This window comes from Streptomyces sp. NPDC030799 (assembly GCF_055572255.1).
Genome location: NZ_JBVIDS010000003.1, coordinates 282,415 through 306,322, shown reverse-complemented (window position 1 = coordinate 306,322; position 23,908 = coordinate 282,415). Strand labels below are relative to the sequence as shown.

At 70.5% G+C, this 23,908-nt stretch carries 17 protein-coding genes; 11 read left to right on the top strand and 6 right to left on the bottom strand.

The annotated features are described in order from the left end of the window. The first annotated feature begins 153 nt into the window (after positions 1–153). The 5 genes from ACZ41I_RS08865 to ACZ41I_RS08845 all read left to right on the top strand — a co-directional run bounded on the left by ACZ41I_RS08865 (position 154) and on the right by ACZ41I_RS08845 (position 10,034). On the top strand, positions 154–1,080 hold the full coding sequence (locus ACZ41I_RS08865; protein WP_468513623.1) for a hypothetical protein: 927 nt from the start codon (positions 154–156) through the stop codon (positions 1,078–1,080). A 250-nt stretch (positions 1,081–1,330) separates the two neighbouring features. Beyond that, positions 1,331–2,140, top strand: a complete 810-nt coding sequence (locus ACZ41I_RS08860; RefSeq protein ID WP_468513622.1) for an SMI1/KNR4 family protein — start codon at positions 1,331–1,333, stop codon at positions 2,138–2,140. A 287-nt stretch (positions 2,141–2,427) separates the two neighbouring features. After that, positions 2,428–5,043 carry a LamG-like jellyroll fold domain-containing protein gene (locus ACZ41I_RS08855; RefSeq protein WP_468513621.1) on the top strand — a complete coding sequence of 872 codons (2,616 nt, stop codon included), beginning with the start codon at positions 2,428–2,430 and terminating at the stop codon, positions 5,041–5,043. A gap of 615 nt (positions 5,044–5,658) precedes the next feature. Next, positions 5,659–8,487: a SpoIIE family protein phosphatase gene (locus ACZ41I_RS08850; RefSeq protein WP_468513620.1), complete on the top strand. Its 2,829-nt coding sequence runs from the start codon at positions 5,659–5,661 to the stop codon at positions 8,485–8,487. A gap of 344 nt (positions 8,488–8,831) precedes the next feature. After that, positions 8,832–10,034, top strand: coding sequence for an ABC transporter substrate-binding protein (locus ACZ41I_RS08845; protein WP_399769150.1), 1,203 nt, complete (start codon positions 8,832–8,834; stop codon positions 10,032–10,034). Positions 10,035–10,116: 82 nt separating this feature from the next. Here the strand turns inward: ACZ41I_RS08845 and ACZ41I_RS08840 are convergent, their stop codons facing one another. After that, positions 10,117–11,052, bottom strand: a complete 936-nt coding sequence (locus ACZ41I_RS08840) for a DUF2867 domain-containing protein (RefSeq protein WP_468513619.1) — start codon at positions 11,050–11,052, stop codon at positions 10,117–10,119. Between the two features lie 47 nt (positions 11,053–11,099). On the opposite strand from ACZ41I_RS08840, the gene ACZ41I_RS08835 reads away from it, so the two are divergent. Beyond that, positions 11,100–11,711 carry a TetR/AcrR family transcriptional regulator gene (locus ACZ41I_RS08835; RefSeq protein ID WP_468513618.1) on the top strand — a complete coding sequence of 204 codons (612 nt, stop codon included), beginning with the start codon at positions 11,100–11,102 and terminating at the stop codon, positions 11,709–11,711. Positions 11,712–11,768: 57 nt separating this feature from the next. On the opposite strand, the gene ACZ41I_RS08830 is transcribed toward ACZ41I_RS08835, so the two are convergent. Together ACZ41I_RS08830 and ACZ41I_RS08825 are read right to left on the bottom strand one after the other, a co-directional pair. Further along, entirely contained in the window at positions 11,769–12,578 is an 810-nt protein-coding gene (locus ACZ41I_RS08830) for an SDR family NAD(P)-dependent oxidoreductase (protein ID WP_468513617.1), read from the bottom strand. After that, positions 12,571–13,221: a carboxymuconolactone decarboxylase family protein gene (locus ACZ41I_RS08825; protein WP_468513616.1), complete on the bottom strand. Its 651-nt coding sequence runs from the start codon at positions 13,219–13,221 to the stop codon at positions 12,571–12,573. The genes ACZ41I_RS08830 and ACZ41I_RS08825 overlap by 8 nt, the downstream gene beginning before the upstream one ends. Positions 13,222–13,434: 213 nt before the next feature. Here ACZ41I_RS08825 and ACZ41I_RS08820 point away from each other — a divergent pair, with 213 nt between their 5' ends. After that, positions 13,435–14,619 (top strand): PucR family transcriptional regulator, encoded by a 1,185-nt coding sequence (locus tag ACZ41I_RS08820; RefSeq protein WP_468513615.1) that lies wholly within the window; start codon positions 13,435–13,437, stop codon positions 14,617–14,619. Positions 14,620–14,845: 226 nt separating this feature from the next. After that, entirely contained in the window at positions 14,846–17,266 is a 2,421-nt protein-coding gene (locus ACZ41I_RS08815; protein ID WP_468513614.1) for a SpoIIE family protein phosphatase, read from the top strand. A 40-nt stretch (positions 17,267–17,306) separates the two neighbouring features. Here ACZ41I_RS08815 and ACZ41I_RS08810 read toward each other — a convergent pair whose 3' ends face one another. From ACZ41I_RS08810 to ACZ41I_RS08800, 3 genes are all read right to left on the bottom strand, one after another. Next, positions 17,307–18,923, bottom strand: a complete 1,617-nt coding sequence (locus ACZ41I_RS08810; protein WP_363217741.1) for a sodium/solute symporter — start codon at positions 18,921–18,923, stop codon at positions 17,307–17,309. Next, on the bottom strand, positions 18,920–19,378 hold the full coding sequence (locus tag ACZ41I_RS08805) for a DUF485 domain-containing protein (protein ID WP_399769134.1): 459 nt from the start codon (positions 19,376–19,378) through the stop codon (positions 18,920–18,922). Before ACZ41I_RS08805 ends, ACZ41I_RS08810 begins: the two co-directional genes overlap by 4 nt. A 153-nt stretch (positions 19,379–19,531) precedes the next feature. Then, the gene (locus tag ACZ41I_RS08800; protein WP_363217743.1) at positions 19,532–20,584 is read right to left on the bottom strand and encodes an alcohol dehydrogenase catalytic domain-containing protein; all 1,053 of its coding nucleotides are present in this window, start codon (positions 20,582–20,584) and stop codon (positions 19,532–19,534) included. A gap of 91 nt (positions 20,585–20,675) precedes the next feature. Here ACZ41I_RS08800 and ACZ41I_RS08795 point away from each other — a divergent pair, with 91 nt between their 5' ends. From ACZ41I_RS08795 to ACZ41I_RS08785, 3 genes are all read left to right on the top strand, one after another. Further along, the gene (locus ACZ41I_RS08795) at positions 20,676–21,353 is read left to right on the top strand and encodes a TetR/AcrR family transcriptional regulator (protein WP_468513613.1); all 678 of its coding nucleotides are present in this window, start codon (positions 20,676–20,678) and stop codon (positions 21,351–21,353) included. A gap of 150 nt (positions 21,354–21,503) precedes the next feature. Further along, positions 21,504–22,511 carry an NADP-dependent oxidoreductase gene (locus ACZ41I_RS08790; RefSeq protein WP_468513612.1) on the top strand — a complete coding sequence of 336 codons (1,008 nt, stop codon included), beginning with the start codon at positions 21,504–21,506 and terminating at the stop codon, positions 22,509–22,511. A 124-nt stretch (positions 22,512–22,635) separates the two neighbouring features. Beyond that, the gene (locus ACZ41I_RS08785) at positions 22,636–23,871 is read left to right on the top strand and encodes a cytochrome P450 (RefSeq protein WP_468513611.1); all 1,236 of its coding nucleotides are present in this window, start codon (positions 22,636–22,638) and stop codon (positions 23,869–23,871) included. The last annotated feature ends 37 nt before the right edge of the window (positions 23,872–23,908 follow it).

Below are 23,908 nucleotides of genomic sequence, written 5' to 3'. Positions count from 1 at the left end.
GGCCGCAGCCGCTCCAGTCCCTCGTCCAGCCGCTCGGCGAGGAGGGAGCGACATCCTGCGCGGCGGGTTCGTACGGCAAAAGCCGCCCGCCCCGGCCGACCGTGAGTACGCATACTCATGTGCGCCGGACCGTCGGCTGCCAGGCTCCGCGATATGAATGGTGGCAGAGGGACGCTTACGGCCCTCCATCTCTTCCTGGTCTGGGCAGTGACGGCGGCCGTTGTGCCGTCTGTCGGCTTCGGCCTGGAGGTATCGGCCTGGGGTGGTGGTGTCGGCGCGACGGTGCCGGCCTTCGCGTTGGGTGTGCCGCTGATGGTGGGCCTGCTGGCTGTGGCGGGCCTGCCGGTGAGGACCGTGGTGCCGCTGTGCGGCTCCGCACCGCGGCGGTTGGGCTGGGCGGTACTGGTCCTCGTCCTCGGCACGCTCGGCGTCCTGGCCGGTCTGGCCGCCTACGGTGCGGACGTCGACCTGGGGAGCGCCAGCACCCGGATCGCGCTGACGGGGGCGCCGTACGCCGTGGTGGCGGCGTTCTTCGTGCCGAGCCGGTGGGTGCGGCTGGGGGCGCTGGCCGTGCTGGCGGGAGGGGTGGCCTACGGCGGCTTCGTCGGTCCGGCGCAGGCGAAGCAGCGTCAGCACGAGGCGGAGGTCGCGCGGTACCGGGAGAAGCCGGAGCTGCTGTATCTGGGCGACGCGCCGCCGGGCATGCAGGTCTCCCGTGCCGAGGTCGGCCCGGCCTCCTTCGTCGTCGACTACCGCCCCGTCCGGGAGGGTTACGAGGTGGGGTACGTCGGCCTCGTGGTGCGCTCGCCGTCCACATGGACGCCCCGATGCCCCGAGCCCCCGGACAAGGGCGTGACCTGCACGGTCGACGCGCACGGTGAGATGGTGACGGTCCGCGACTTCCGTGGCGGAGCCCGCGAGGTCACGCTTGCCCGCCGCCACCGGAACGCGGAGATCGAGGTCACCAGCCAGACACTCGACGAACCTGGGCTCCGCCGTTTCCTGAACACGCTGCACCCACTGTCGGACACAGAGCTGGGGCAGCTGATGCGGGAAAAGAAGATCGACCGAAAGCTCTGAGCCATGTTCGCCCCCGCGCCATGGGCACCGGGTCCTGGGCTGTGTGGACGACGGCGGCCACTCCCAGACGATCGGCACGGTCGGCGCCACGCCCACCGGTGCCGGTGCCTCGGGAGGCGGTGGCATTTTCCGCGCCGCAGCCGTCGGGGTACGGGGACTACGGGGACATCGCCGTGACCAGGCGCTCGGCCTTGACGTCAGCCGCCTCCGAACACATCCGTTGTCAGTGCGGTGCGCTTCACTGTCCGCCATGGAGCTCACGCAAGCGACCGTCAACGACCTGCTGGACCGGCTCGGCCCGGGGAACGGCTACGTGTACCTGCCCACCGGCCTGGACCCGCAGGCTCTGACCGACCTGCTCGCCGACAGGTACGGCGTTCCGCGCACCCTCGTCCTCGACGGTTTCACCGATCCGACCGTCGATGATTCCAGGGGCGCGGCTCTCCTCGTTCCCTTCGAGGACCGGGCCGTGAAGATACGGGCGTGGGCGTACGGGGATCAGTGGGTCGGCGCGGGTACGGCGCGGGACGCCGAAGGGGTCGAGCGGCCGGTTCTGGTGGTCGCTCAAAGGGAGGTGCCAGAACCTGTGGCAGTCGCTTCGGACGAGGGCGAGGACGAGGACGTCGACTGGATGGAGCGGCTCATACGGCTCACCGGCTGGACACAGCCCTCCCAGCGGCCGGACGTGGACTGGGCGGAGGTGGAGTTGCGTCTGGGCACCGCGCTGCCGAGCGACTACAAGCGCATGGTCGAGACGTTCGGCAAGGGCGCCTTCGACGGATACCTGGACCTGAACCAGGAGCCGTGGACGGATCTCAGGGAGGACGGGCTGCTCGTCTGGGCGGGCACGGAGAACGAGGACCTGTACTGCTGGAGGACCGAGGGCGACGACCCCGACCGTTGGCCCGTCGTGGTCCGGTCCTTCGACAGCAAGGACGTCCCCTTCGACTGCCAGGCCGCGGAGTTCGTCTGCCGCATCCTCGTCGACCCGCAGCACCCGTACACGCTGGCCCGCTATTTCGACACCCACTGGTTCATGAACTACCGGTACGGCGACTGACCTTGGTGCCTTCGGGGAACCGGGCGGAAACACGCGAGCCACGGTGTGGCCGCGTTCGCCGCGGAGGCCGGCGATGGCGACGGCGCCGACGAGGCGGAGAACTCCGCCGCGGGGGCGTTTCGAAGTTCAAGGGGTGTTGACGGGCCTGGCCGACACCTTAAGATCCGTGCTGCTCGAAGTACCGATCGCCGTTCGATATATCGAGCGAGGTCAGCTGACAGCTTCGGCAGGCTGCCCTGCTCCGGCCGGTACGCACCGCAACGGTCCGTCACAAAGGAATGAGCCGCATGCTTTCAGAAGCCGGAGTGCCCCGCAGAACCGTCCTCACCGTCCTGGGTGCCGCCTCCCTCGCGGGCACCTTCGCCGCCGCTCCCGCCGTGGCCGCCGAACTCACCGGGACAACGGCAAGCGCCACTGGCGTGGACCTCCCCGCAGCAGCCGCCCACTGGACCTTCGACGAAGGCTCCGGCACCTCCGCCGCCGACGCCTCCGGCAACGGTCGTACCGCGACGCTCCAGGGCGCGGCCGGCTGGGATGCGGGCAAGGCCGGCACCCACAGCCTGAGTCTCAAGGCGGGCGGCAACGCCACGGCGTCCGGGCCGGCCCTCGACACCTCCAAGGCGTTCTCGGTGGGCGCCTGGGTCAACCTCGCCCAACTCGGCGGCTACCAGACCGCCGTCAGCATCGACGGCAAGGTCGTCAGCTCCTTCTATCTGGGGCTGCGCGACGACACCGGCACCTTCGCCTTCGCCCGGCTGGGCTCGGACGCCACCCAGAGTGCCGCAGTGGCAGCCGCCGCCTCGGCGCCCATCACCAACACCTGGACCCACCTGGTCGGCGTCAGCGACCCGACCGCCGGCGTCCTCCGCCTCTACGTCAACGGCGTGCTGGAGGGGGAGACCGCCTGCACCGCAGGCTGGGCCGGCAGCGGTGAGACCGCCATCGGCCGTGCGCTCTACGGCGGCGGGCACGTCGACCAGTGGCACGGCCTGATCGACGACGTATGGATGTTCCCGTCCGTCCTCACCCCCGCTCAGGTCGCGGCACTGGCCGGGGTTCCTTTGGAGACCACGACGCCCCTGCTGAGCGTGGACGTCGGCAGCCCCGCGCACGCCGTGTCCCCCATCCTTCCCGGTCTGATGTTCGAGGACATCAACCACTCCGGCGAGGGCGGCATCTACGCCGAGCTGGTGCAGAACCGCTCGATGATGGCCAGCGACACCACGCCCGTCCACTGGTCCGCCGTCGGCGGAACGACCCTCGCACTCGACACGGCCACCCCGCTCAACGCCGCACTCAACCGTTCCCTCAAGGTCGTGCTGCCGGGCCGCACGGAGGTCGGCAACCGGGCCGGAGTCGCCAACGACGGCTTCTGGGGCATACCAGTGCGGCCCAGAACCACTTACAGCGCCCGGCTGTTCGCCAAGGCCTCGCGACGCATCGGCCCGCTCACGGTGGCCATCGAGTCGGCGGACGGTGCGACGGTGTACGCGTCCGCCCGCCTGCCCCACATCGGCACCGACTTCCCCGACCGCCCCTTCGAGCTGACGCTGCGCACCGGTTCACGCACCCCCGTGGTCGGGGACGCGCGGCTGACCGTCACCACGGCCGACCCCGCCGCCGCGGGCGAGACCCTCTGGCTCCAGCACGTATCCCTCTTCCCGCCGACCTACAACAACCGGCCCAACGGTCTGCGCATCGACCTGATGGACAAACTGGTCGCTCTGAAGCCGAAGTTCCTGCGTTTCCCCGGCGGAAACTTCCTGGAGGGCAACACCATTGCGACACGGTACGACTGGAAGAACACCATCGGCCCGGTCTGGGAGCGCCCCGGCCACATGGACGACGCCTGGGGCTACTGGTCCACGGACGGCCTCGGGCTCCTCGAATACCTGGAATGGGTCGAGGACATGCACGCCCAGCCGGTCCTCGCCGTCTACGCCGGCTACTCGCTCAAGGGGGAACACGTCACCGGCGACGCGCTGAAGCCGTTCGTCCAGGACGCACTCGACGAGATCGAGTACATCACCGGCCCGGTCACCAGCACCTGGGGCGCACGACGTGCCGCCGACGGACATCCGGAGCCGTTCCCGCTGGAGTACGTGGAGATCGGCAACGAGGACTGGTTCGACTCCTCGGGATCGTACGACCAGCGGTTCGCGGCCTTCTACGACGCGATCAAGGCGAAGTACCCGCATCTGAAGCTGATCGCCACCACGTCCGTGACGAGCCGCACCCCGGACCTGATCGACGAGCACTACTACCTCGCGCCGTCCGCCGCCCAGGCCTCCACCCACAAGTACGACAACCGGGACCGCAATTCGACGAAGGTGTTCGTCGGGGAGTGGGCCGCGCAGGAGGGCCGCCCCACACCCGACCTCAACGCGGCGCTCGGCGACGCCGCTTGGCTGGCCGGGCTGATCCGCAACTCCGATCAGGTCCTCATGCAGTGCTACGCGCCGCTCTTCTCGCACGTCAAGGACAACGTCTGGGCGACCAACCTGATCGCCTACGACAATCTCACCAGCTATGTGTCACCCAGCTACTGGGCGCAGCACATGCTGACGAGCAGGCTCGGCACCACGGTGCTCCCGGCCACCGCACGTGCGCTGCCCGGCCTCGCCACCGTGGCCACCCGCTCCGGGAACCGCCTCTACCTCGCGGTCGTCAACTGCGGGACGGAGAAGGTGAACGTGCCGGTCGAACTGAAGGGCCTGGCCAAGGGGGTGAGGAGGCAGGCCACCGCGACCGTCCTGACCGGCCCCTCGCGTGCCACCACCAACACGCTGGCGGAACCGGACACGTTGGTGCCGAGGACGAGCATCGTCACCGGCGCGTCAGCGTCCTTCACCAGCATCGTGCCACCGCTCTCGGTCACCGTACTGGAGCTCGTCCTGACCTGATCGCGCATTGCCCGACGCCCTTGTGGGGCGTCGGGCAACGGACTGACACCTCGCACGACGGTGAGTGACCGTCACCGTCCTGCGTGTCGGTCGTCAGGCCGCCCGGCCGGTCCTGTCCCGATGCCGGTGCGGCGCGGTGTCATGGCGTTTGCGAGTCGGGGGGAGGCGTGGAGTGCCACGTCGGTGTGCCGGCATGGGACGGGTCGGGCCCGTAGCCGCCGAGGGGCTGCCCGGTCCGCATCACCCCTTCGAGTTGGCGGCGTATGCCCTCAGCAGCGTCACGAACTCGCGCGGGCACGTCACCACGCTCGGCGACGAGCTTGTGGTAGATCGGGGCGTCTTGGAACACGTGGCACGAGACCTTTCCGTCGGTGATGCCAATCGACATCGCAGCTGCCGAGTTTAGGCGGCAGGGAAGGGCGGCCGCGGCCACCCCTGACGCTGCGCTCGGACGTACAGGTCGGTGGGATCGGCGTCGGCGCGGACAGTCGTCGTTCGGGCGGCTCGGTCATCGTCGTCCTCGTCCGTTCAGCGGGGCGCGCGTCGCCGTCCCTGTGGGGACCGGCCGGTCCGGTCGGATAGTGGTCGGCCGCTCGGAAACGATAGAAAGGGGGTATGTGTGGTGTTTCGGGTCAACCTGGGCGTGATGCTCCTCATGCGTCAAGGAGGACTCATCGGCCCGAGCGGCTCCGTCAGGGAGGAGAGGAGCGGCGGTCGGGCTCGCTGCTGAGCGTGCACAGCCTCGCCGGCCAGGTCTTCCTGCTGCAGCTGGCGGTCGTGATGCTGCTCGTGGCGGCCACCCTGGTGGCGCTCGTGGTACAGGCTCGAAGCGATGTCATGGCGGACGCCCGGCAGCGGACCCTCACCACGGCGCAGACCTTCGCGAACTCCCCGGGGACCGTGGCGGCGCTGAACAGCGCGAACCCGAGCGCGGTGCTGCAGCCGTACGCCGAGGCGGCCCGGAAGGCCGCAGGCGTCGACGCCATCATCGTGTACGGGCTGAACGGGCTCACCCTCACCCACAGCGACCCGCACCAGATCGGCAAACACGTCATCGGGCCCTATGCGAAGGCGGCGACCGGCAAGCCGTTCACGAGCACCTTCAAGGGGTCCCTGGGGCTCTCCGTGATCTCGGCGGTTCCCGTCAGAGGTCCGGACGGCTCGGTCGTCGCCATTGTCTCCGTCCCCGTCACGGTCGAGACGGTGCAGCACAGGGTGAACCGGCAGCTGCCGGTCCTCTTCGGCGGCGCCGCCGCAGCCCTGGTCGTCGCGGCAGGCGGGTCGGGCCTGGTCAGCCGGCGGTTGCGGCGCCAGACCCATGGCCTGGGGGCCATCGAGATGACCCGTATGTACGAACACCACGACGCGGTGCTGCACGCGGTGCGGGAAGGAGTGCTGATCGTCGGCGGCGACGGCCGGCTGCTGCTGGCCAACGACGAGGCACGGCGGCTGCTGGACCTGCCGGCGGACGCCGACGGGCGGCACATCACCGAGCTGCGGCTGGAAGACGACCTCGCCCGGCTGCTGGCCTCCGACCTCCCTGCCACCGACGAGGTGCACCTGGCGGGCGACCGGCTGCTCGCGGTCAACAAGCGGCTCACCGCACCTCACGGGCCGGTCGGCAGCGTGGTGACGCTCCGAGACACCACAGAGCTCCGGGCACTCTCCGGCCGGGCCGAGGTGGCGCGTGAGCGGTTGACGCTGCTCTACGACGCCGGACTGCGGATCGGCACCACGCTGGACGTGAAGCGCACGGCCGAGGAACTGGCCGAGGTGGCGGTGCCCCGGTTCGCCGACATCGTCACCGTCGAACTGCTGGAGCCGGTCCTGCGCGGCGAGGAGACCCCCGGCGCGACCGCCGTGACCGAGTTGCGCCGCAGCGCCGTCGCAGGGCTGGACGCGGACGATCCTCTCCCGCACGTCGGCGAGCTGATCCGGTTCGTCCCGGCCCACCCCGTCGCCGTGGCGATGACCGAGGGCCGCCCGGTCCTGATCGAGGACCTGAGCGGCTCCGACGGCTGGCGGGCCCAGCACCCCGAACACGCCGGACGCATCCTCGACCACGGTGTCCACTCCCTGCTCGTGGTTCCGTTGCGGGCCCGCGGCGTGGTGCTGGGAGTGGTGGACTTCCGGCGGGCAAGGGGCTCACCGCCGTTCGAGGAAGAGGACGCGTCCCTCGCCGAGGAGCTGGCCGCCCGGGCAGCGGTGTGCATCGACAACGCCCGCCGCTACACCCGCGAACACGCCATGGCCGTCACCCTGCAGCACAGCCTGCTGCCACGCGGGCTGCCCGAGCAGTCCGCCCTCGATGTGGCCTACCGCTACCTGCCGGCCCAGGCCGGGGTGGGCGGGGACTGGTTCGACGTGATCCCGCTGTCCGGCACCCGGGTGGCGCTGGTCGTGGGTGATGTCGTCGGTCACGGTCTGCACGCCGCGGCGACCATGGGCCGGCTGCGCACCGCCGTGCACAACTTCGCCGTCCTGGACATGCCGGTGGAGGAGCTGCTGGGCCGGCTGGACGAACTGGTGGCCCAGATCGACGCCGAGGAGGCCGCCACCGCGGAGCACGGGCAGGGGATGATCACCGGCGCGACCTGCCAGTACGCCGTCTACGACCCCACCTCCGGGCAGCTGGTCCTCGCCACCGCCGGTCATCCGGGACCGGCGGTGGTCCGGCCCGACGGAACCGTCGACTTCCCCCAGCTGCCGGTCTCCCCGCCACTGGGGCTCGGCGCAGGCCTGCCTGTCGAGACCGTCGAGCTCACCGTGCCCGCGGGGTCCCGGCTGGTGCTCTACACCGACGGACTGATCGAGGACCGTACCCGAGACCTGGATGCCGGTCTGCAGGCCCTGCGCGACGCCCTGACAGGGGCCGATCGCACGCCGGAGGACACCTGCACGGCGGTGATGCAGGCCATGCTGTCCGACCGGCCCAGGGACGACATCGCGCTGCTGGTGGCCCGCACATGCCGACTCGGGCCGGCGCAGATGGCCGAGTGGGACGTGCCCCGTGACCCGGCGGCGGTGGCCCCGGTGCGCACCGCCTGCGCCCGCCGGCTGACGGAGTGGGGCCTGGAGCAGGTGTCCTTCACCGCCGAACTCATCCTCAGCGAGCTGATCACCAACGCCATCCGCTACGGCACCGAACCCATCGCCGTCCGGCTGCTCCGCACGGTGCCGATCAGCGGCCCCGCCGCAGGCACCCTGATCTTCGAGGTCTCCGACGGCAGCAGCACCTCGCCCCGCCTGCGCCGCGCGAAGGTCACCGACGAGGGTGGCCGCGGACTCTTCCTGGTCGCTCAGTTGGCTGAACGCTGGGGGACCCGCTACACCCCCACCGGCAAGGTCATCTGGGCGGAACAGTCCCTCCGCCACGGCGCCCCGCCGGAGACGGAGGGACTCGGCGAGATCCTGCTCGGCCAATGGGACGACACAGCACTGTGACGGGCGCCTGTCCGTCCCCTTCCGCCATGGCCGTGCACGCCGCGTGCCGGCGTCGCGCGACCGGTGACCAGGGCCCAGCGAGGTCGAATTCCGCGGGGAAAGGCGGTGGTCGCGGGCTTCGCCTACGTGCTTACGTGCTGCACGGGCGGGATTCCGCCGTCGAGGCGGCCGGGTACCCTGGCGTCGACGACCATTTCACCGGCGCGCGGACCCCCGGCCTGCGAGACGGCGACCGGAACTCCAGACCGGCCACGGCAGCCGCGGGCACCCCTCCGGTGGCCCTACGAGCCCTGTAACCAGCACCCGTCCCCGGGTGACAACCTCATCCCCTCGCTGGAGCAGTCGTGACCACATCCCGGTCCCGAGCAGCGGCCGTCCTCGGCTGCTTCGCTCTCATGGCACTGGGAGTGACGGCTTGCGCGAACACACCCGCCACCAGGCTTGCGAAGCCGCCGGTGGCCACGTCCGCCGAGAATGTGGGCGGCATGCGCGCCCTGATCGCCGCGGCGAGACAGGAGGGCACGCTCAGAGCGATCGCACTGCCGCGTGACTGGGCCAACTACGGCGGCCTGATCGACGGCTTCGAGAAGAAGTACGGCATCAAGGTCACGGTCGAGAATCCGCTGGGCCACAGCGAGGACGAGATCGACACCCTTCGCAGGAGGGGGAACCGGCCGACAGCCCCCGACGTGATCGACGTGGGCGACACGTTCGCGCGGAAAGCGGCGGCGCAGAATCTGCTCGCGCCGTACAAGGTCGCCGCTTACGACTCGATTCCCGGCAATCAGAAGGACTCCGAGGCCCGCTGGTCCAACAACTACGGGGGCTACATGTCCATCGGCTGCGATGCCAACCGGGTCAAGCCCTGCCCGCAGACCTTCGCCGACCTGCTGAAGCCCGTCTACAGAGGCAAGGTCGCACTCGAAGGCGACCCGCCGCGGTCTGCCACCGCATTTGCCAGCGTCTATGCGGCCGCGCTGGCCAACAACGGGTCGTTCGCCGACGTCCGGCCCGGTCTGGACTTCTTCGCCAAGCTCAACGAGAACGGCAACCTCAACCCGCTCAGGTCCAACCTGGCGACGGTCGAGGACGGCCGGACACCCATCAGCATCAACTGGGACTACATCAACCTGCACTACGCCGACCAGCTCCGCGGCCACGGCGTGAACTGGCAGGTCGCGATCCCCTTCGACGGCAGCTTCGCCCAGTACTTCGCGCTGGCGATCAACAAGAGCGCTCCGCACCCGGCGGCTGCCCGACTGTGGCAGGAGTACCTCTTCAGCCCACAGGGCCAGAACCTGCGGCTGCGCGGCTACGCCCGCCCGGTGCTCATGGATGTCATGAAGCAGGACGGCACCCTCGACGAGGCAGCCGCCGCACGGCTGCCGACGGTTGAGGGAACGCCGCAGTTCCCGACGGACGCACAACTGGAGAAGGCGAGGGAGACAGTCACCCGGGGCTGGGCGAAGGCCGTCGCCGGGTCGTCAGGGCCGCGGGGCGGGACAGGAGACGTCCCGGCCGTCGCACCGTCTCGACCGCAGCGGTGAGCGGCCCTGCCGACGGGGGTCCCGCCGCCCCGTGATGCTTCGCCACCCATCGGGCCCCTGGCGGTTCTGTGTCGGTCCCCGCTCAACTTCCTTCCACAGCGGCAGGAACCAGTGCCGGCTGTGCGCGCTCGGCGGCGCTCGGAGCCGTCAGGGCGAGTCGCCGGTGGATGCGGCGGAGCATGGAGCGGGCCATGAAGGGGTGGACGCGCTGGACCACGGCCCAGTACAACCGGCCGCGCCAGTTGTGGATGCGCACGACCGTGCTGAGCGTGACGTGACAGTCGTCGACGAGGATCGAGGCGCGGAAGTCGAGGTGGCCGGCGTCCTCGCCGAGCAGTACCTCGCCGCCCTCGCGGCCCACGACCGGGAAGGAAGCTCCACGCAGGACACCACGCCAGGACTCGGGGTCCCGGGGCATCCCGGGATGTACCGTCATCCGCCATGCGTCGCTGTAGTCGGTCCGCTCGAAGGAGGCACGGGCCAGGCGCGCGCCCGTCGGAAGGTCGCCGGCGGCGGCCCTCTCCCACATGAGCCGGTGGAGCAGCCGGACCCAGGGCGACCAGCGAACGGGGGGCGTTGCCGTCCCGGTGGCGGCCCGTTCGGCGTTGTCCAAGATCTCTTCGACGACTGTGTCGTGCATCCAGCGCACCGCCAGAGCCCAGCCCAGTGCCATCGGGCCGCGGCGTTTCAGCTCCAGGGTGTGCCGCAGACGGCAGCGCTCTGGTCCCAGCGGTTCGACGACGAACTCATGGTGGCCGCTCATGGGCGGGTGGAAGTCGAAGCGGGCGCGGCGGCCGGGCTCGTACGAGGTGACGCGGTAGCGGACGAAGCCGTGGCCGCCGTCCGCGCCGACGCCCAAGGGCCGGTCGAAGCGCATCGGGGGCCAGGCCGGCGCGGGCCAGAGCGGGTCGTCGGGCGAGGCCAGGCGGTCGAGCAACGCCCCGACGTCCTGGGCGGGTGCCTCGATGGTGCGCTGGTGGACATTGCTGATCGTGCCGAACCTGCGGAACCTGCGCATAGCGCTCCTCCATACGCTGCCGTATGTTGTTGACCATACGGTAGCGTATGGGCATGGTGCAACGGCGTGAAGAGGTCGCTCGCGAGAGCGGCCGGAAGCGGCTGACGGCGCAGGACTGGGCGGACGCGGCCCTGTCAGCCATGGGTCAAGGCGGTCTCGCGGCGGTCGCCATCGAGCCGCTCGCCGCTCGTCTGGGCACCACCAAAGGCAGCTTCTACTGGCACTTCGCCAACCGTGAGTCGCTGATCGAGGCCGCGCTCGACCGCTGGGAAGAGAAGTCCACCGAGTCGATCATCGCCGGACTGGCGTCCGAGCCGGATCCGGCGACGCGGCTGCGCAGGCTTTTCTCCGAGGCGTCCGAACGCGCCGCCCAAGACCCGCTGGAGGTTTCCCTGCCGGCCTCGGTCGGTCACCCGCGGGTCGCCGCCGTCCTGCACCGGGTGACGGAGCGTCGAGTCGGCTACCTGGCGCAGCTCTTCGTCGAACTGGGCTTCACCCCGGACGAAGCACGCCGCCGTGCACTGCTGGCGTACACCGGCTACCTCGGGCACACCCAGCTGGCGCACGCGGTGCCGGAGACGCTTCCCGCCGGTGAGGACGGCAGGCGCTATCTGGACTCGGTGCTCGACACACTGATGACGGCCGCCCCTCAGTCCTAGTGCTCCTTCGGGCCCGAGCGCCGGGCTCACGGCCGCCCGCGCCCCAGCCCTGAGCGTTCACACCGCGCTCAGCCCTCCGTCCACCACCAGGCTCTGTCCGGTGATGTAGGAGGCGCGGTCGGAGAGCAGGAAGACGACGGCTTCGGCCACCTCCCAGGCAGTGCCCTGGCGTCCGAGCGGCATCCGGCTGGACGAGGCGGTACGCGACGCCCGCCGGGACGAGGCCTCGCGGCCCATCGGGGTGTCGATCAGACCCGGGACGACCAGGTTGGCGCGGATCCCGCGCGGTCCGCCCTCCTTGGCGACATGGCGGGTGAGACCGAACAGGCCTGCCTTGGAACTGTCGTAGGCGGGCGAGTCGGTGGCCGCGCGCAACCCGGCCACGGAACCGACGAAGACGATCGATCCCCCGTCGGCGACCGCGGGCAGTCCGTACTTGGCGGCGAGGAAGGGAGCGCTCAGGTTCAGCGAGAGCACGCGTTCCCACTGCTGGGGTGAGGTGCCCGTCAGGCCCGCGCCGAGGCCGATGCCGACATTGACCACGATCGCGTCGAGTGCGCCGAGTTCGCGGAGTGCCTCGGCGACCATGGCCGAGGACTGGCCGGGATCCGTGGCGTCACCGACCACGGGGACACCACGGGCGCCTTCCGCACCGACCAGGGAGGCCGTGGCCGCTGCGGCGGAGGGGGAGACGTCGGCGCAGGCCACGGAGGCTCCCTCGCGGGCGGCGAGCACGGCCACCGCCCGCCCGTTGCCCACCGGGGCCTTCGGATCGTCGCTGGGGCGGGTGCCCGCCCCGATGACCAGTACATTGCGGCCGGTCAGGAGGCCGGCCCGGTGGGTCGCGCGGTTCCGGGGCTCAGGCATCGCCGTGTGCTCCTTCCGCCGCGTCCCCGCCGGACACGCTGGACGTGGGCAGGGCTTCCGTTGCATAGCCGGGTTCGAGCCGGGTACCGGCGGAGTTCAGGAAGAACGCGACCATGTGGTACTGACCGACGAGGATGGTGATTTCGATCAGCTGTGCCTCGTCGTGGTCGGCGGCGAGTGCGGACCAGGTGGCCGCGGACAGGCGTGCGTCCCGGTGCAGTTCGTCGGCGGCACGCAGCAGAAGGGCGTCGGCCGGCGCCCACCCCTGGGCGTCCGGGCCCGCGCCGACTCGCCTGATCTCCTCGTCGGTGAGCCCCGCGGCCCTGGCCAGCGGTGCATGCCGGCCCCATTCGTAACCGGCCCCGGTGTGGTACGCGGTGCGCAGGATCAGCAGTTCCCGGGTCCGGTCCGGAAGACGGCCGTCGCGCAGCAGATGGCTGCCGAACGGCAGGAAGTGCCGGAACAGGCCGGGGTGTCGCACCAAGGTGGTGAAGGCGTTGGGGAGGTGGCCGTCGGCGTCCCGGGGGATCGGGGCGAGCAGTTCCCGGGTAGCAGGGTCCCAGTCGGCCTCCGGCAGGGGCCCGAGACGCGGACCGGTGCCGGGGGCGGTCCGGTGGAAGCTGTGATGGTGCTCGTCGGTCATGGCGGTCTCCGCACGATTCGTCAGGTGGGGCGGGAGAAGAGGGCGGTCTGAGCACGGTCTCGGCGCCTTGCTGCCGGTGCGCCGGGGCTCCTTCCGCCGCTGTGCCACTGTGCTTCCGCAAGCGGGCGGGTGTCGACGGCTCTGCGGCCAAAGGCGGAGGTCGGCATATTGTTCCGTTGCACAACGGCCGATGCCGGAGCGGAGGTGAGGCCCATGCCCGGACAGCCGGGTGCGGCGGTGCCCCTCGAACGGGTCGTCGCTGCAATGGCCGTACAGCAGAGGCAGGTCGGCGGGCGGTTGCACGCGGATCTGACGGTCCATGTCCCGTCCTACCGCGCGGTCCCGCGGGAACTCCTGGACCAGATCTGGCACCGGCACTTCCAACGGGCTCTCGCGGTGGTGCGAGAGGGGACCGTGCCCGCGCCGGAGGACTTCGACGAAGCGGAGGTGGCCCGGGACCGGGTCGCCCGGGGCGTGCCGCTCGGCGACGGGCTCCGTGCCTTCCGCCGGGCGCTGAGCGCGATACGGGACCTTTTCCTCGCGGAGGCGGCCGAACACGGGCTCGACCCCGGCCTCGTCGTCGACCGCACCAAGTGCCTGTGGGAGCTGACGGACGTCGCGAGCCTGCAGATCGCCGCCGTCCACCGGCAGGCGGAGATCGCCTCCGCCCTGGTCGACGCCCGCCGCCGCGCCGACTTCCTGCGTGGACTGCTGCACGGGACGCTGAGCGCGCCGGAGATCCACAGCGGTGCGGCGATCTACGGACTGGACCCGGCGCGTCCGTACCGGGCCGTCAGAGCCGTCCCGGCGGGCAACGTCGGCCCGGAATCGCTGGAACGCTCCCTGGAGTCCTCCGGCCGCAGGAACGGCCGGGGCGCGCTGCTCACCGTGCTGGACGAGGCTGTCGTCGGAGTAGTCGAGGACCTGCCGCAGACCGGTGACCTGGAGGTGACGGCGGGGCTCGGCCCGCCGACGGACCTGACCGCGGTGCACCGCTCCTTCCGTGCCGCCGGAAGACTGCTGGAAGCCGCCCGTGCGTACGGCCTGCGCGGCGTGTACGACCTGGGCGGCCTGTCCTGGCGGGTGGCCGTCGTCGCCGAACCGGAACTCTGCGCGCTGCTGCTCGACCGCTATCTGCGCCCACTGGAGGCGGAGGGGGAGTTCGGTGCGCTCATCGAGGAGTCGGTGCGGAAATACCTGGAGACGGGACGGCACATCCGCGAAGTCGCCCGCAGCTCACACGTCCATGTCAACACCGTCCGCTACCGGCTGCGCCGTTTCGAGGAGCTGACCGGAACCAGCCTGGACGCTCCGGACACCGTGGTGGAGGTCAGCTGGGCCCTGGCGGCGCGTCAGCTGCGGACACGTCCACGAGGCTCGGAAGGACCTGCCCGGTGAGCGGACCGTCGTGTCTGCCGCACCCCCTCGTGCCCGCCACGCCGTGCCACGCTGCAGGCGATGCTGCCACGGCCGCACCGGGGTTCAATGGCTTGCAGCGCATCGGCAGTCGGCGCGCAGGGGAGAAGGCCGAGTCGCACCGCGCGGGACGCCGTCACGCCGGTCACCGGCCGCGGCGGAACATCGCTGACCGACGACAAGGTGGTGTCCAGCAGTGGAGAAGCGGATGACGGAGCTCAGCGAAAGCCAGGACGATCCGTTCATCCCGCACCTCGCCGCCTTGGCGGTGGTCGACGACCGGGGAGTCGTGGTCGGATGGAACCGGCGGGCCCAGGAACTGCTCGGCCATCCGGAGACAGCCGTGCTGGGCCGTCCGGCATTCGAGGTCCTGGTCGACCCTGGCGACCTGACGGCTGCGAAGGAGGCCGCGGCGAGCTGCAGGAGAGCCGGCGGCTGGTCGGGAATGCTCAACGTGCGGCACCGGGACGGGCGGCTCGTGGAGATGGGGCTCAGGGCCCACGCGCTCTCGCGCGGCGACCGGATCCGTGAGTGGTTTCTCGCCGGGGCACTTGCCGCTGACGTCCTGGAGTGGCAACGGGACCGCGCGGTGCTCCACGGGTTGTACCGGCGGTGTCCGATCGGCCTGGTCGTCCACGGCCCCGACCTGAGGCTTCTGCGGGTCAACCGGGCCATCGAACGCTTCAGCGGCGTACCGGCGGCTCGGTTTCGGGGACTGCCCACCGGCTGTTTCCTCGTCCCCGACGACGCACGCACGGCCGTGGACCGGGTGCGCCAGGTGATGGAGACCGGAAGGCCGATGGTCTACTCGGAGCAGTTCGTTCGCCTGGAGTGGGATCCGGGACGAGAGCGGGTCGCGATGGTCTCCTCCTTCCCGATGGAGGATGCCTCCGGCCGCATCCTGGGTGTGGCGGAGATGATCGAGGACATCACCGAACGCCATCGGGCCCAGCGTCGGCTCGCGCTCCTCGACCAGGCCGGCAGTCGTATCGGAACCACCCTCGACGTGGCGGAGACCGCCCGGGAACTCGCCGAGGTGATGGTGCCTCACCTCGCCGACCACGCGTCGGTTGACCTGCTTCAGCCGGTGACGCGCGGTGAGGAGGTCACGCGGGCCCTGGCAGGGCCGATGGTACGCGTGGGGGCCTGCAGCGTCGGTGCCCAGCAAGCCGGTCCGCCCCACCCCCAGGGCGAGCGGGTGGAGTTCGCGCCTGACACACCCCAGGCCAGATGCCTCGCCGAAGGGCGGCCCGCCCTGGAACCGGTTCTCCCGCCCGACTGGTTCTCGACGGAAGGCCGCCACGGGGCCCACACTCCCGACCTGGGCGTCCACTCCCTGATCGTGGTACCTCTTGCCGCACGTGGCCTGGTGCTGGGAGTGATGACCCTGTGGCGTTCGCGCCGCCCCGATCCCTTCGAGGCCGACGATCTCACCCTCGCCCAGGAGCTCGCCTCGCGCGCGGCCGTCGCGATCGACAACGCCCGGCGCTTCACCCAGCATCAGCAGGCCGCGTTCACCTTGCAGAGCAGCCTTCTGCTGCGGGCGGTACCGGACCAGTCGGCAGTCGAGGTGGCCCTGCGGTACCTGCCGGCCAGCGCGGCCCCGGGCCTGGGCGGAGACTGGTTCGATGTGATTCCCCTGTCCGGGGCCCGGGTTGCCCTCGTCGTCGGCGACGTGGTGGGACGCGGCATCCACGCTGCCGCCACCATGGGCCGGCTGCGTACCGCCGTACACACGCTCGCGAGCCTGGACCTGGAACCGGACGAGGTGCTCTCCCGCCTCGACGACCTGGTCAACCTCTTGGCGGCCGAACAGGAAGCATCCGGTGAACGGCCCGTGGGGGAGCAGGTCGTCGGTGCCACCTGCCTCTACGCCGTGTACGACCCGGTCGCCGGGCGGTGCTCCGTGGCCCGGGCCGGCCACCCGCCGCCGGTGGTGACCGCTCCGGACGGAGAGGCGGCTCCGCTCGACCTGCCCGCCGGCCCGCCACTCGGCCTGGGCGGCCTGCCGTTCGAGACGCGGGACGTCGAACTGGCCGAGGGAAGCCTGCTGTGCCTGTACACCAACGGACTCATCGGCGAACGCCACATCGATGCCGACCTCGGCCTGACCAAACTGTGCACGGCGCTCACCCGGCCGGCGGAGGCGCTGGAACGGACCTGCCAAGCGGTGGTCGACTCACTCGTGCCGACGCAGCCCACCGACGACGTCGCGTTGCTGATCGCCCGCACCCGCAGGCTGCCACCCGACGACGTCGCCTCCTGGCGTCTGCCGCTGGAGCCTGCCAGCGCCGCCCGGGCCCGTGCCCTGACCTCGGCCAAGCTGAGCGAATGGGGCCTGGAGCACTTGGCATTCACCACCGAGTTGATCGTCAGTGAACTGGTCACCAACGTCTACCGCTACGCCAGTGGCCCTGTGACCCTGCGGCTGATCCGTGAACGGTGTCTGGTGTGCGAGGTCAGCGACACCAGCCACACCGCACCCCACCTGCGCCGTGCCCGTACCACCGACGAGGGCGGCCGCGGTCTGTTCCTGGTGGCCCAGATGACCGAACGCTGGGGCACCCGCTACACCCGCGACGGAAAGACCGTATGGACCGAACAACCACTGGCCGGCACGCTCGCCTGACCGTCTCCGAGACCGTTGCGCAGCCGGCCCCGCCGCCGTGTCATTCGGCTGCGGCGAGCAGCCGAGCCTCGCTCTCCTCGTACAGCCGACGGCTCTCGCGGCTGTCGGCGGTGCGGCGCCGGTGGTCCAGACGGCTGCCCAGCCAGCCCGCCAGATAGCCGAACGGGACGGAGACCAGTCCGGTGGACTGCATGGGGAACACGTGGAAGTCGGCGTTCGGGAAGAGGGCGGACGGCGTGCCCGAAACGGCCTTGGAGAAGACCATCAGCAACAGCGCGCAGGCCGCTCCGCCGTAGAGGGTGGCGAGCAGGCCGGTGCGTGTGAATCCGCGCCAGAACAGGGAGTAGGTGAGCGCGGGTGCCACCGCCGATGCTCCGATGCAGATGGCCAGTGTGGTCAGCACGCCGACGTTCCAGTTCTGGACCAGGATGGCGAGTGCGATGGCGATGCTTCCCACGGCCGCGCTCGTCCACACCGCAACCGTCATCTCCGTACGCGGTTCGGCCCGTCCCCGCCGCACCGCATGGGCGAACAGGTCGTGCGCGAGCGACGAGGCCGCGGCCAGGGTCATCCCCGCGACCGACGACAGCAAGGTGATGAAGACCGTGCCCGCCACGGCCGAGTAGAGGACCGTCGTGCCCACGGAGCCGGGTGCCCCGCCGAGCACCTGCGACAGCATGAGCACCGACGTCCTGCCCTGTGGGTCGGCCGCGGTGATGTACCGCGATCCGACCAGCGCCGCCGCTCCCGTACCCATGGTGATCACGAGCAGGCAGAAGGTGGTGACCGTGCCGACCGCCCATGACATGGAGCGACGCACGGCCGGCACGTCCTGTGCGGAGTACAGACGCATCGTGATGTGGGGCAGGCAGGCCACGCCGAGGACCACGCTGATCTGCAGACCGATGAAGTCCAGCCGCTCACCGGCCGAGGTGCCCAGCTGAAGACCCTGCTGGAGGAAGGCGGGGCCGGCGCCGCTGCCGTGCTGGGCGGCTCTGAGCAGTTCGCCCGGGCTCCAGTCGAAGCGGTTCAGTACCAGCGCTGCGACGACGACGCTGGTCCCGAGCAGGATCACGATCTTGATCATCTGAATGAGCGCGGTGCCCCGCATACCGCCGAGCGCCGCGTAAATGATCATGAGGGTGCCGACGATGACGATGCACGCCGTCCTGGCGCCCGTCACGTGCGGCAGGTTCAGGATGAAGGTGAGCAGCGACCCGGCCCCGGAGAGCTGGACGACGAGGAAGGGCAGGGTCGCCGCAAGCGTCACCAGGCAGGCGGCGATCCGCACGGCCCGCCCGGGCATGGTGCGGGCCAGGACGTCGCCCATGGTGAACCTGCCGGCGTTGCGCAGCGGTTCGGCCAGCAGGAACATCAGCAGCACCAGGGACAAGGCCGTGCTGACCGCGAGGACATAGCCGTCGTATCCGGCGAGCGCGACGATGCCGGTGGTGCTCAGCACCGTGGCCGCGGATATGTAGTCACCCGCGATGGCGAGGCCGTTCTTGAACGGGGTGAGCGAGAGGTAGCCGGTGTAGAAGTTCGTCAGGTCGTCGCGGTCCGGCCCCGCCATCACGCACATCAGCAGGGTCACGGTGACCAGGGCGGTGAACAGTACGAGGACGGTGGCCTGCGTCCCGGTGTGGAAGTCGGTCATCTCACCACTCCCGCGTCCCGGCCGGCGGGGACCGCCCGCTCCCTGACGGCACGGGCCAGCGGATCCACCGACCGCTGTGCGCTGCGTCCGTACCAGAAGACCGCCGCGAAGGTGACCACGAGCTGGAGGACCCCCAGAGTCATGCCCAGGCTCAGCTCTCCGGCGATCTTGGATCCCATCAGTCCCGGCGCGGCGCAGGACAGCACGACGTACATCACGAAGGAGCCGAGCGCGGCCAGCGTGGAGACCCGGCGGAGCAGACGGTAGGCCGACCGGAGTGCGGCGAGGTCGGCGTGGTGCAGGGGAGCCTGGGGCGCATACGGCTCGTCCCAGGGTCCTGGGGCGTACCCGTCGGGTCGATGGGCTTCGTGTCCGTACGGCCAGGGCGCGGTGCGGGGCGGCGGCCATTCCGTCGGTCTTGGTGGCGGGTACTGGTTCTCGTCGGCGTATGTCATCGCCTGGCCTTCCACTACGGCTCGAACCTGGAGCTGAACGGGTGGGAATGCTTCAGCGGCGTACCGTACCGACTGGTTGGGATGCTGGTAAGGGTCCTGGGGTCACGTTTCGAGGTCGATGCCGCGGCCCCGGCGGAGCTCGGCCTGCGGCGGTCAGCGGGTGGGGTCGAGGACGACTTTGCGGACACCGGAGGCGCGGCTGCTGAACAGTTCGTACGCCGCGGGGCCTTCGGAGAGCGCGAAGTGGTGGGACACCACGGCCTCGGGGGTGATCCGGCCGGCCTGGGCGAGGGGGATCAGGGCGGGGAGTTCGTACTGGATCGAGCACAGCCCGATGGCGAACTCCAGCTCCTTGATCTGCGCCAGCCCCATGTGGAAGGGGAAGGCCTTGCTCTGGCTGACGCCGATGACACTGACCCGTCCTGCCTGCCGGACGGCTTTGAGGGCCAGATCGATGGTGGCGTCCGAGCCGACGGCCTCCACCACGGCGTCCGGTCCGCGCCCTGCGGTCATCTCCCGTACGGCCGTGCGCGCGTCGTCGCCCTCGACCGGCTCCACCCCCAGGGTGGCGGCGAAGGCCCGGCGCTCCGCGACCAGATCCACGCCCAGCACACGGGCGGCACCCATCGCGAAGGCGGATTGCGCGGCCATGAGGCCGACCGGGCCCAGGCCGATGACCAGAACCGTCTCGCCGGGCCGGATGCGGGCGCGGCGGCAGCCGTACCAGGCTGTGGGCGCGTTGTCCGTCAGGACGATGGCGGCTTCGTCGGAGATGCCTTCGGGCAGGTGCACCAGGTTGATGTCGGCATGGGGCACGGCCAGGGCCTCGGCCTGACTGCCCGGAAGGTGCGGACCCACTCCGTAGCACAGGTCCGTCGGGGCATGGGCTCGCTCGCATCTGGCGGTGAGGCCCTTCGCGCAGGTTCCGCACGAGGTGCAGCCGACCGAGGCGGGAACCAGGACCCGGTCGCCGGGCTTGAAGCGGGTGACCCGGTCGCCGGTGTCGACGACCACACCGACGCACTCGTGTCCGGGGGTGTAACCGGTCTGCGGGCTGAACCCGTTGCCGCCGTAGATGTGCAGGTCGCTGCCGCAGATGCCGGCCGTGGTGACCTGGACGAGTGCGTCGGTGGGGCTGGTGACGGCCGGGTCGGGGACATCTTCGTAGCGGATGTCGTGGGGGCCGTGGTAGGTCAGTGCCTTCACTGGATGGACTCCCGCGGCGCACCAAGGCGCCTGTATCAGTTATTAATGCACGCGTATTACTTCCGGCTGGGTGACGCTAGCATGGGCATCCGTGACAGCACATGAGACGCAGGCCACGTCACCTCGGAGCCGGAGGGCCGGTGACACGCGCGCCACGCTCATCCGGGCCGCCGAGCAGTTGTTCGCGGCGAAGGGCGTCGACGGTGCGTCGCTCAACGAGATCAAGCGGGCCGCCGGCCAGCGCAATGCCATGGTCCTCCAGTACCACTTCGGCGACCGGGCGGGTCTGCTGCGGGCCGTACTCGACAAGCACCTGCCCGCGGTGGACGCCCGGCGGGAGGTGCTGCTCCAGCAGTACGAGGACAGCGGCGCCGACGACCTGCGATCCCTCGCCGCCGCCCTGGTCCTGCCTGCCGCCGCGCAACTCGCCGAGCCCGACGGAGGCCGCGAGTTCCTGCAGATCGTGGCCGAACTGCTCAACCGACCCGAACCGATGGTCGAGACCGTCGTGACGAAGGGGTCGAGCATCTTTGCCTGGCGGCGCCTGGTGGAACCGCTGCTGGCTCCCGATTCGACCGCCGTGTTCCACACCCGCTTCACCGCCATGCGGTTCTGCCATGCCGAACTCGCCGCCCGGGCCGCCGGCCGCCCCCGCAGGGACGACCGGTTGTTCACCAGCCGACTGGTCGACCTGGTCACCGCGCTGCTGGCCGCGCCGGTGTCCCCACAGACCGCACACCTGCTCCAGGAGCGGAACCGCAAGGGCTGACGCGAGCGGCAGGCCTCGACTCGCCGGCGGCCCCGGCGTCCGCAACCGATCTCTGCAGCGCCGAGCCAGGGCATATGGCGGACATCACACACCTCGACATACCAACCGGTCGGTACCCTGCGGCGAAACCCCTGAACGACAGGAGGCGCGATGTCCGTGACCAACCGCCAGATCCGTCTGGCCGCCCGCCCCGCGGGCGCGGTGAAACCCGAGGACTGGGAGCACTGTTCGGAGCCGGTCGACGAGCCGGGCCCCGGCCGGTTCGCGGGCCGGACGCGTGTCATCTCCCTGGACCCGGCCATGCGGGGCTGGCTGGACGACCGCCCCTCCTACCTGCCGCCGGTGGGCATTGGTGAGGTGATGCGCGCCGGATCGGTCATCGAAGTCACCGCATCGAACCACCCCGACTTCCAGCCGGGTGATCACGTGGTCGGGACGTTCGGCGTCCAGGAGTACGTGGTCTCCGACGGGCGGGGCGCCATGAAGATCGACACCTCCCTCGCTCCGCCCTCCACCTATCTGGGCGCCCTGGGCATGCCCGGCATGACCGCCTACTTCGGCCTGCTGGACGTCGGCGCGCTGAAGGACGGCGAGACCGTCGTGGTGTCCGGGGCGGCCGGTGCGGTCGGCACCATCGCGGGTCAGATCGCGAAGGCCAAGGGGTGCCGGGTGGTGGGCATCGCCGGAGGGCCGGAGAAGTGCGCGCTGCTCACCGACGAACTGGGATTCGACGCGGCGATCGACTACCGCGCCGAAGATGTCAGGAAAGCGCTGCGCGAGCAGGCCCCTGACGGCATCGACGTCTACTTCGACAACGTCGGAGGAGACATCCTCGACGCCGCCCTGACCCGGCTGGCGATGCACGCGCGTGTGGTGGTCTGCGGTGCGATCAGCCAGTACAACAACGCCACGCCGGTCAAAGGCCCCTCCAACTACCTCTCGCTGCTGGTGCGCCGCGCCCGCATGGAGGGCTTCGTCGTCTTCGACTATGCCGAGCGCTACGCGCAGGCAGCGCAGGACATCTCCGCCTGGATCGGCGCCGGCCGCATCAAGGTCAAGGAACATGTGGTGCGGGGGAGCGTGGACGACTTCCCCGAGACGCTGCAGATGCTCTTCCGCGGGCAGAACGTCGGCAAGCTCGTCCTGGAGCTGGCGTGACCGCTGCCTGACCGGGGTCCTTACCGGCTGCCGCCCACTCCATGGGAGAGCTGCTCCCTGATTTCCTCTCGCATGGGCCCTAGTCTGCTGTTGCCGTAGGTGATCGCGTCCGAAAGGACCTGTGATGAAGGCCGAACCGCAGACGATGGGCACACGGACGGTGGAGAGCACCGTCGTGGCCTCGGGGTTCTGGGATCAATTGCCGGTCGATGTCCGTTCCCCGGAGTTTCGGGCCGACCCCTACCCGTTCTTCGATCTTCTGCGCGGTGAGGGCCCGGTGGTCTGTCTCTCGGACGGCGTACTGGCAGTCACCGGATACCGGGAGTGCCTGGCGGTGCTCGCAGACACGCGGTTCGGGATGCGGCCTCTGGGGATGGACGGCAGGTCACTGCTGATGACGGACCCGCCCGAGCACCGCCGGTTGCGCAGCCGGGTCGCAGGGCCGTTCGCCGCCCGTGCCGTGGACCGTCTGCGGCCGGCCATCAGCCACCGGGTGGCCGCACTCATCTCCCGCGTCGGCCCCTCCGGCGAGGTCGATGTCATCGAGCACCTCGGGGTCCCGCTCGCCTTGGACGTGATCTGCGCCGTGGTCGGCATGCCCTTGGAGGAGCGGCCGGCCTGGTTCGAGGCGCTGTCGTGTCTCGCGGCCGGTTTCGACCCCGAGGCGTTGCTGGACGACGAGACGGTAGCGCGCGTCACCTGCGCCAGGCTGGATTTCGCCCGGTACCTGGGAGGCCTCGTCGAGGAGCGTCGGCGTCGTCCCGCCGGCGACTTCGTCAGTGCCCTGGTGAGACCGGGGCCGGACGGCTCGCTGCTGACGGAGGAACAGATCATCGCCGGAGTGAGCCAACTGGTGGTGGCGGGTTTCGAGCCGACGGTCAACCTGATCGCCAACGGCCTGCACGCATTGCTTCGTCATCCGGATCAGCTCGCCCGGTTGCGGGAGTGTCCTCGGACGGCACCCGACGTGGTGGAGGAGCTGCTGCGGTTCGACCCGCCGATCCAGCTGGTGCCGCGGGTGGCGCTGCGGGACGCGGACATCCGAGGCCTGCCCGTCACCGAGGGCACCGTCGTCGGCTTGCTGGTGGGAGCGGCGAACCGGGATCCGGACGTGTACGCCGATCCGCACCGACTGGACACCGCACGGGGGCCACAGCACCTGTCCCTGGGGTGGGGAGAGCATTTCTGCCTGGGGGCCCGGCTGGTACGCGTGCAGGCGCAGCTGACGCTGACCGCACTGGCCCGTCGCCGGCCGCTGGCCGACGACGAGCCCGTGCGCTACAAGGCGTCCTTGATCAGCCGCGGTCTGGAGCGGTTGCCCGTCGTGCTGACGGCTACCGAAGGCCAAGAGCCGCACTGACCTTGCCGGTCCCCTTCCCGGTGCGTGCGACGAGGGA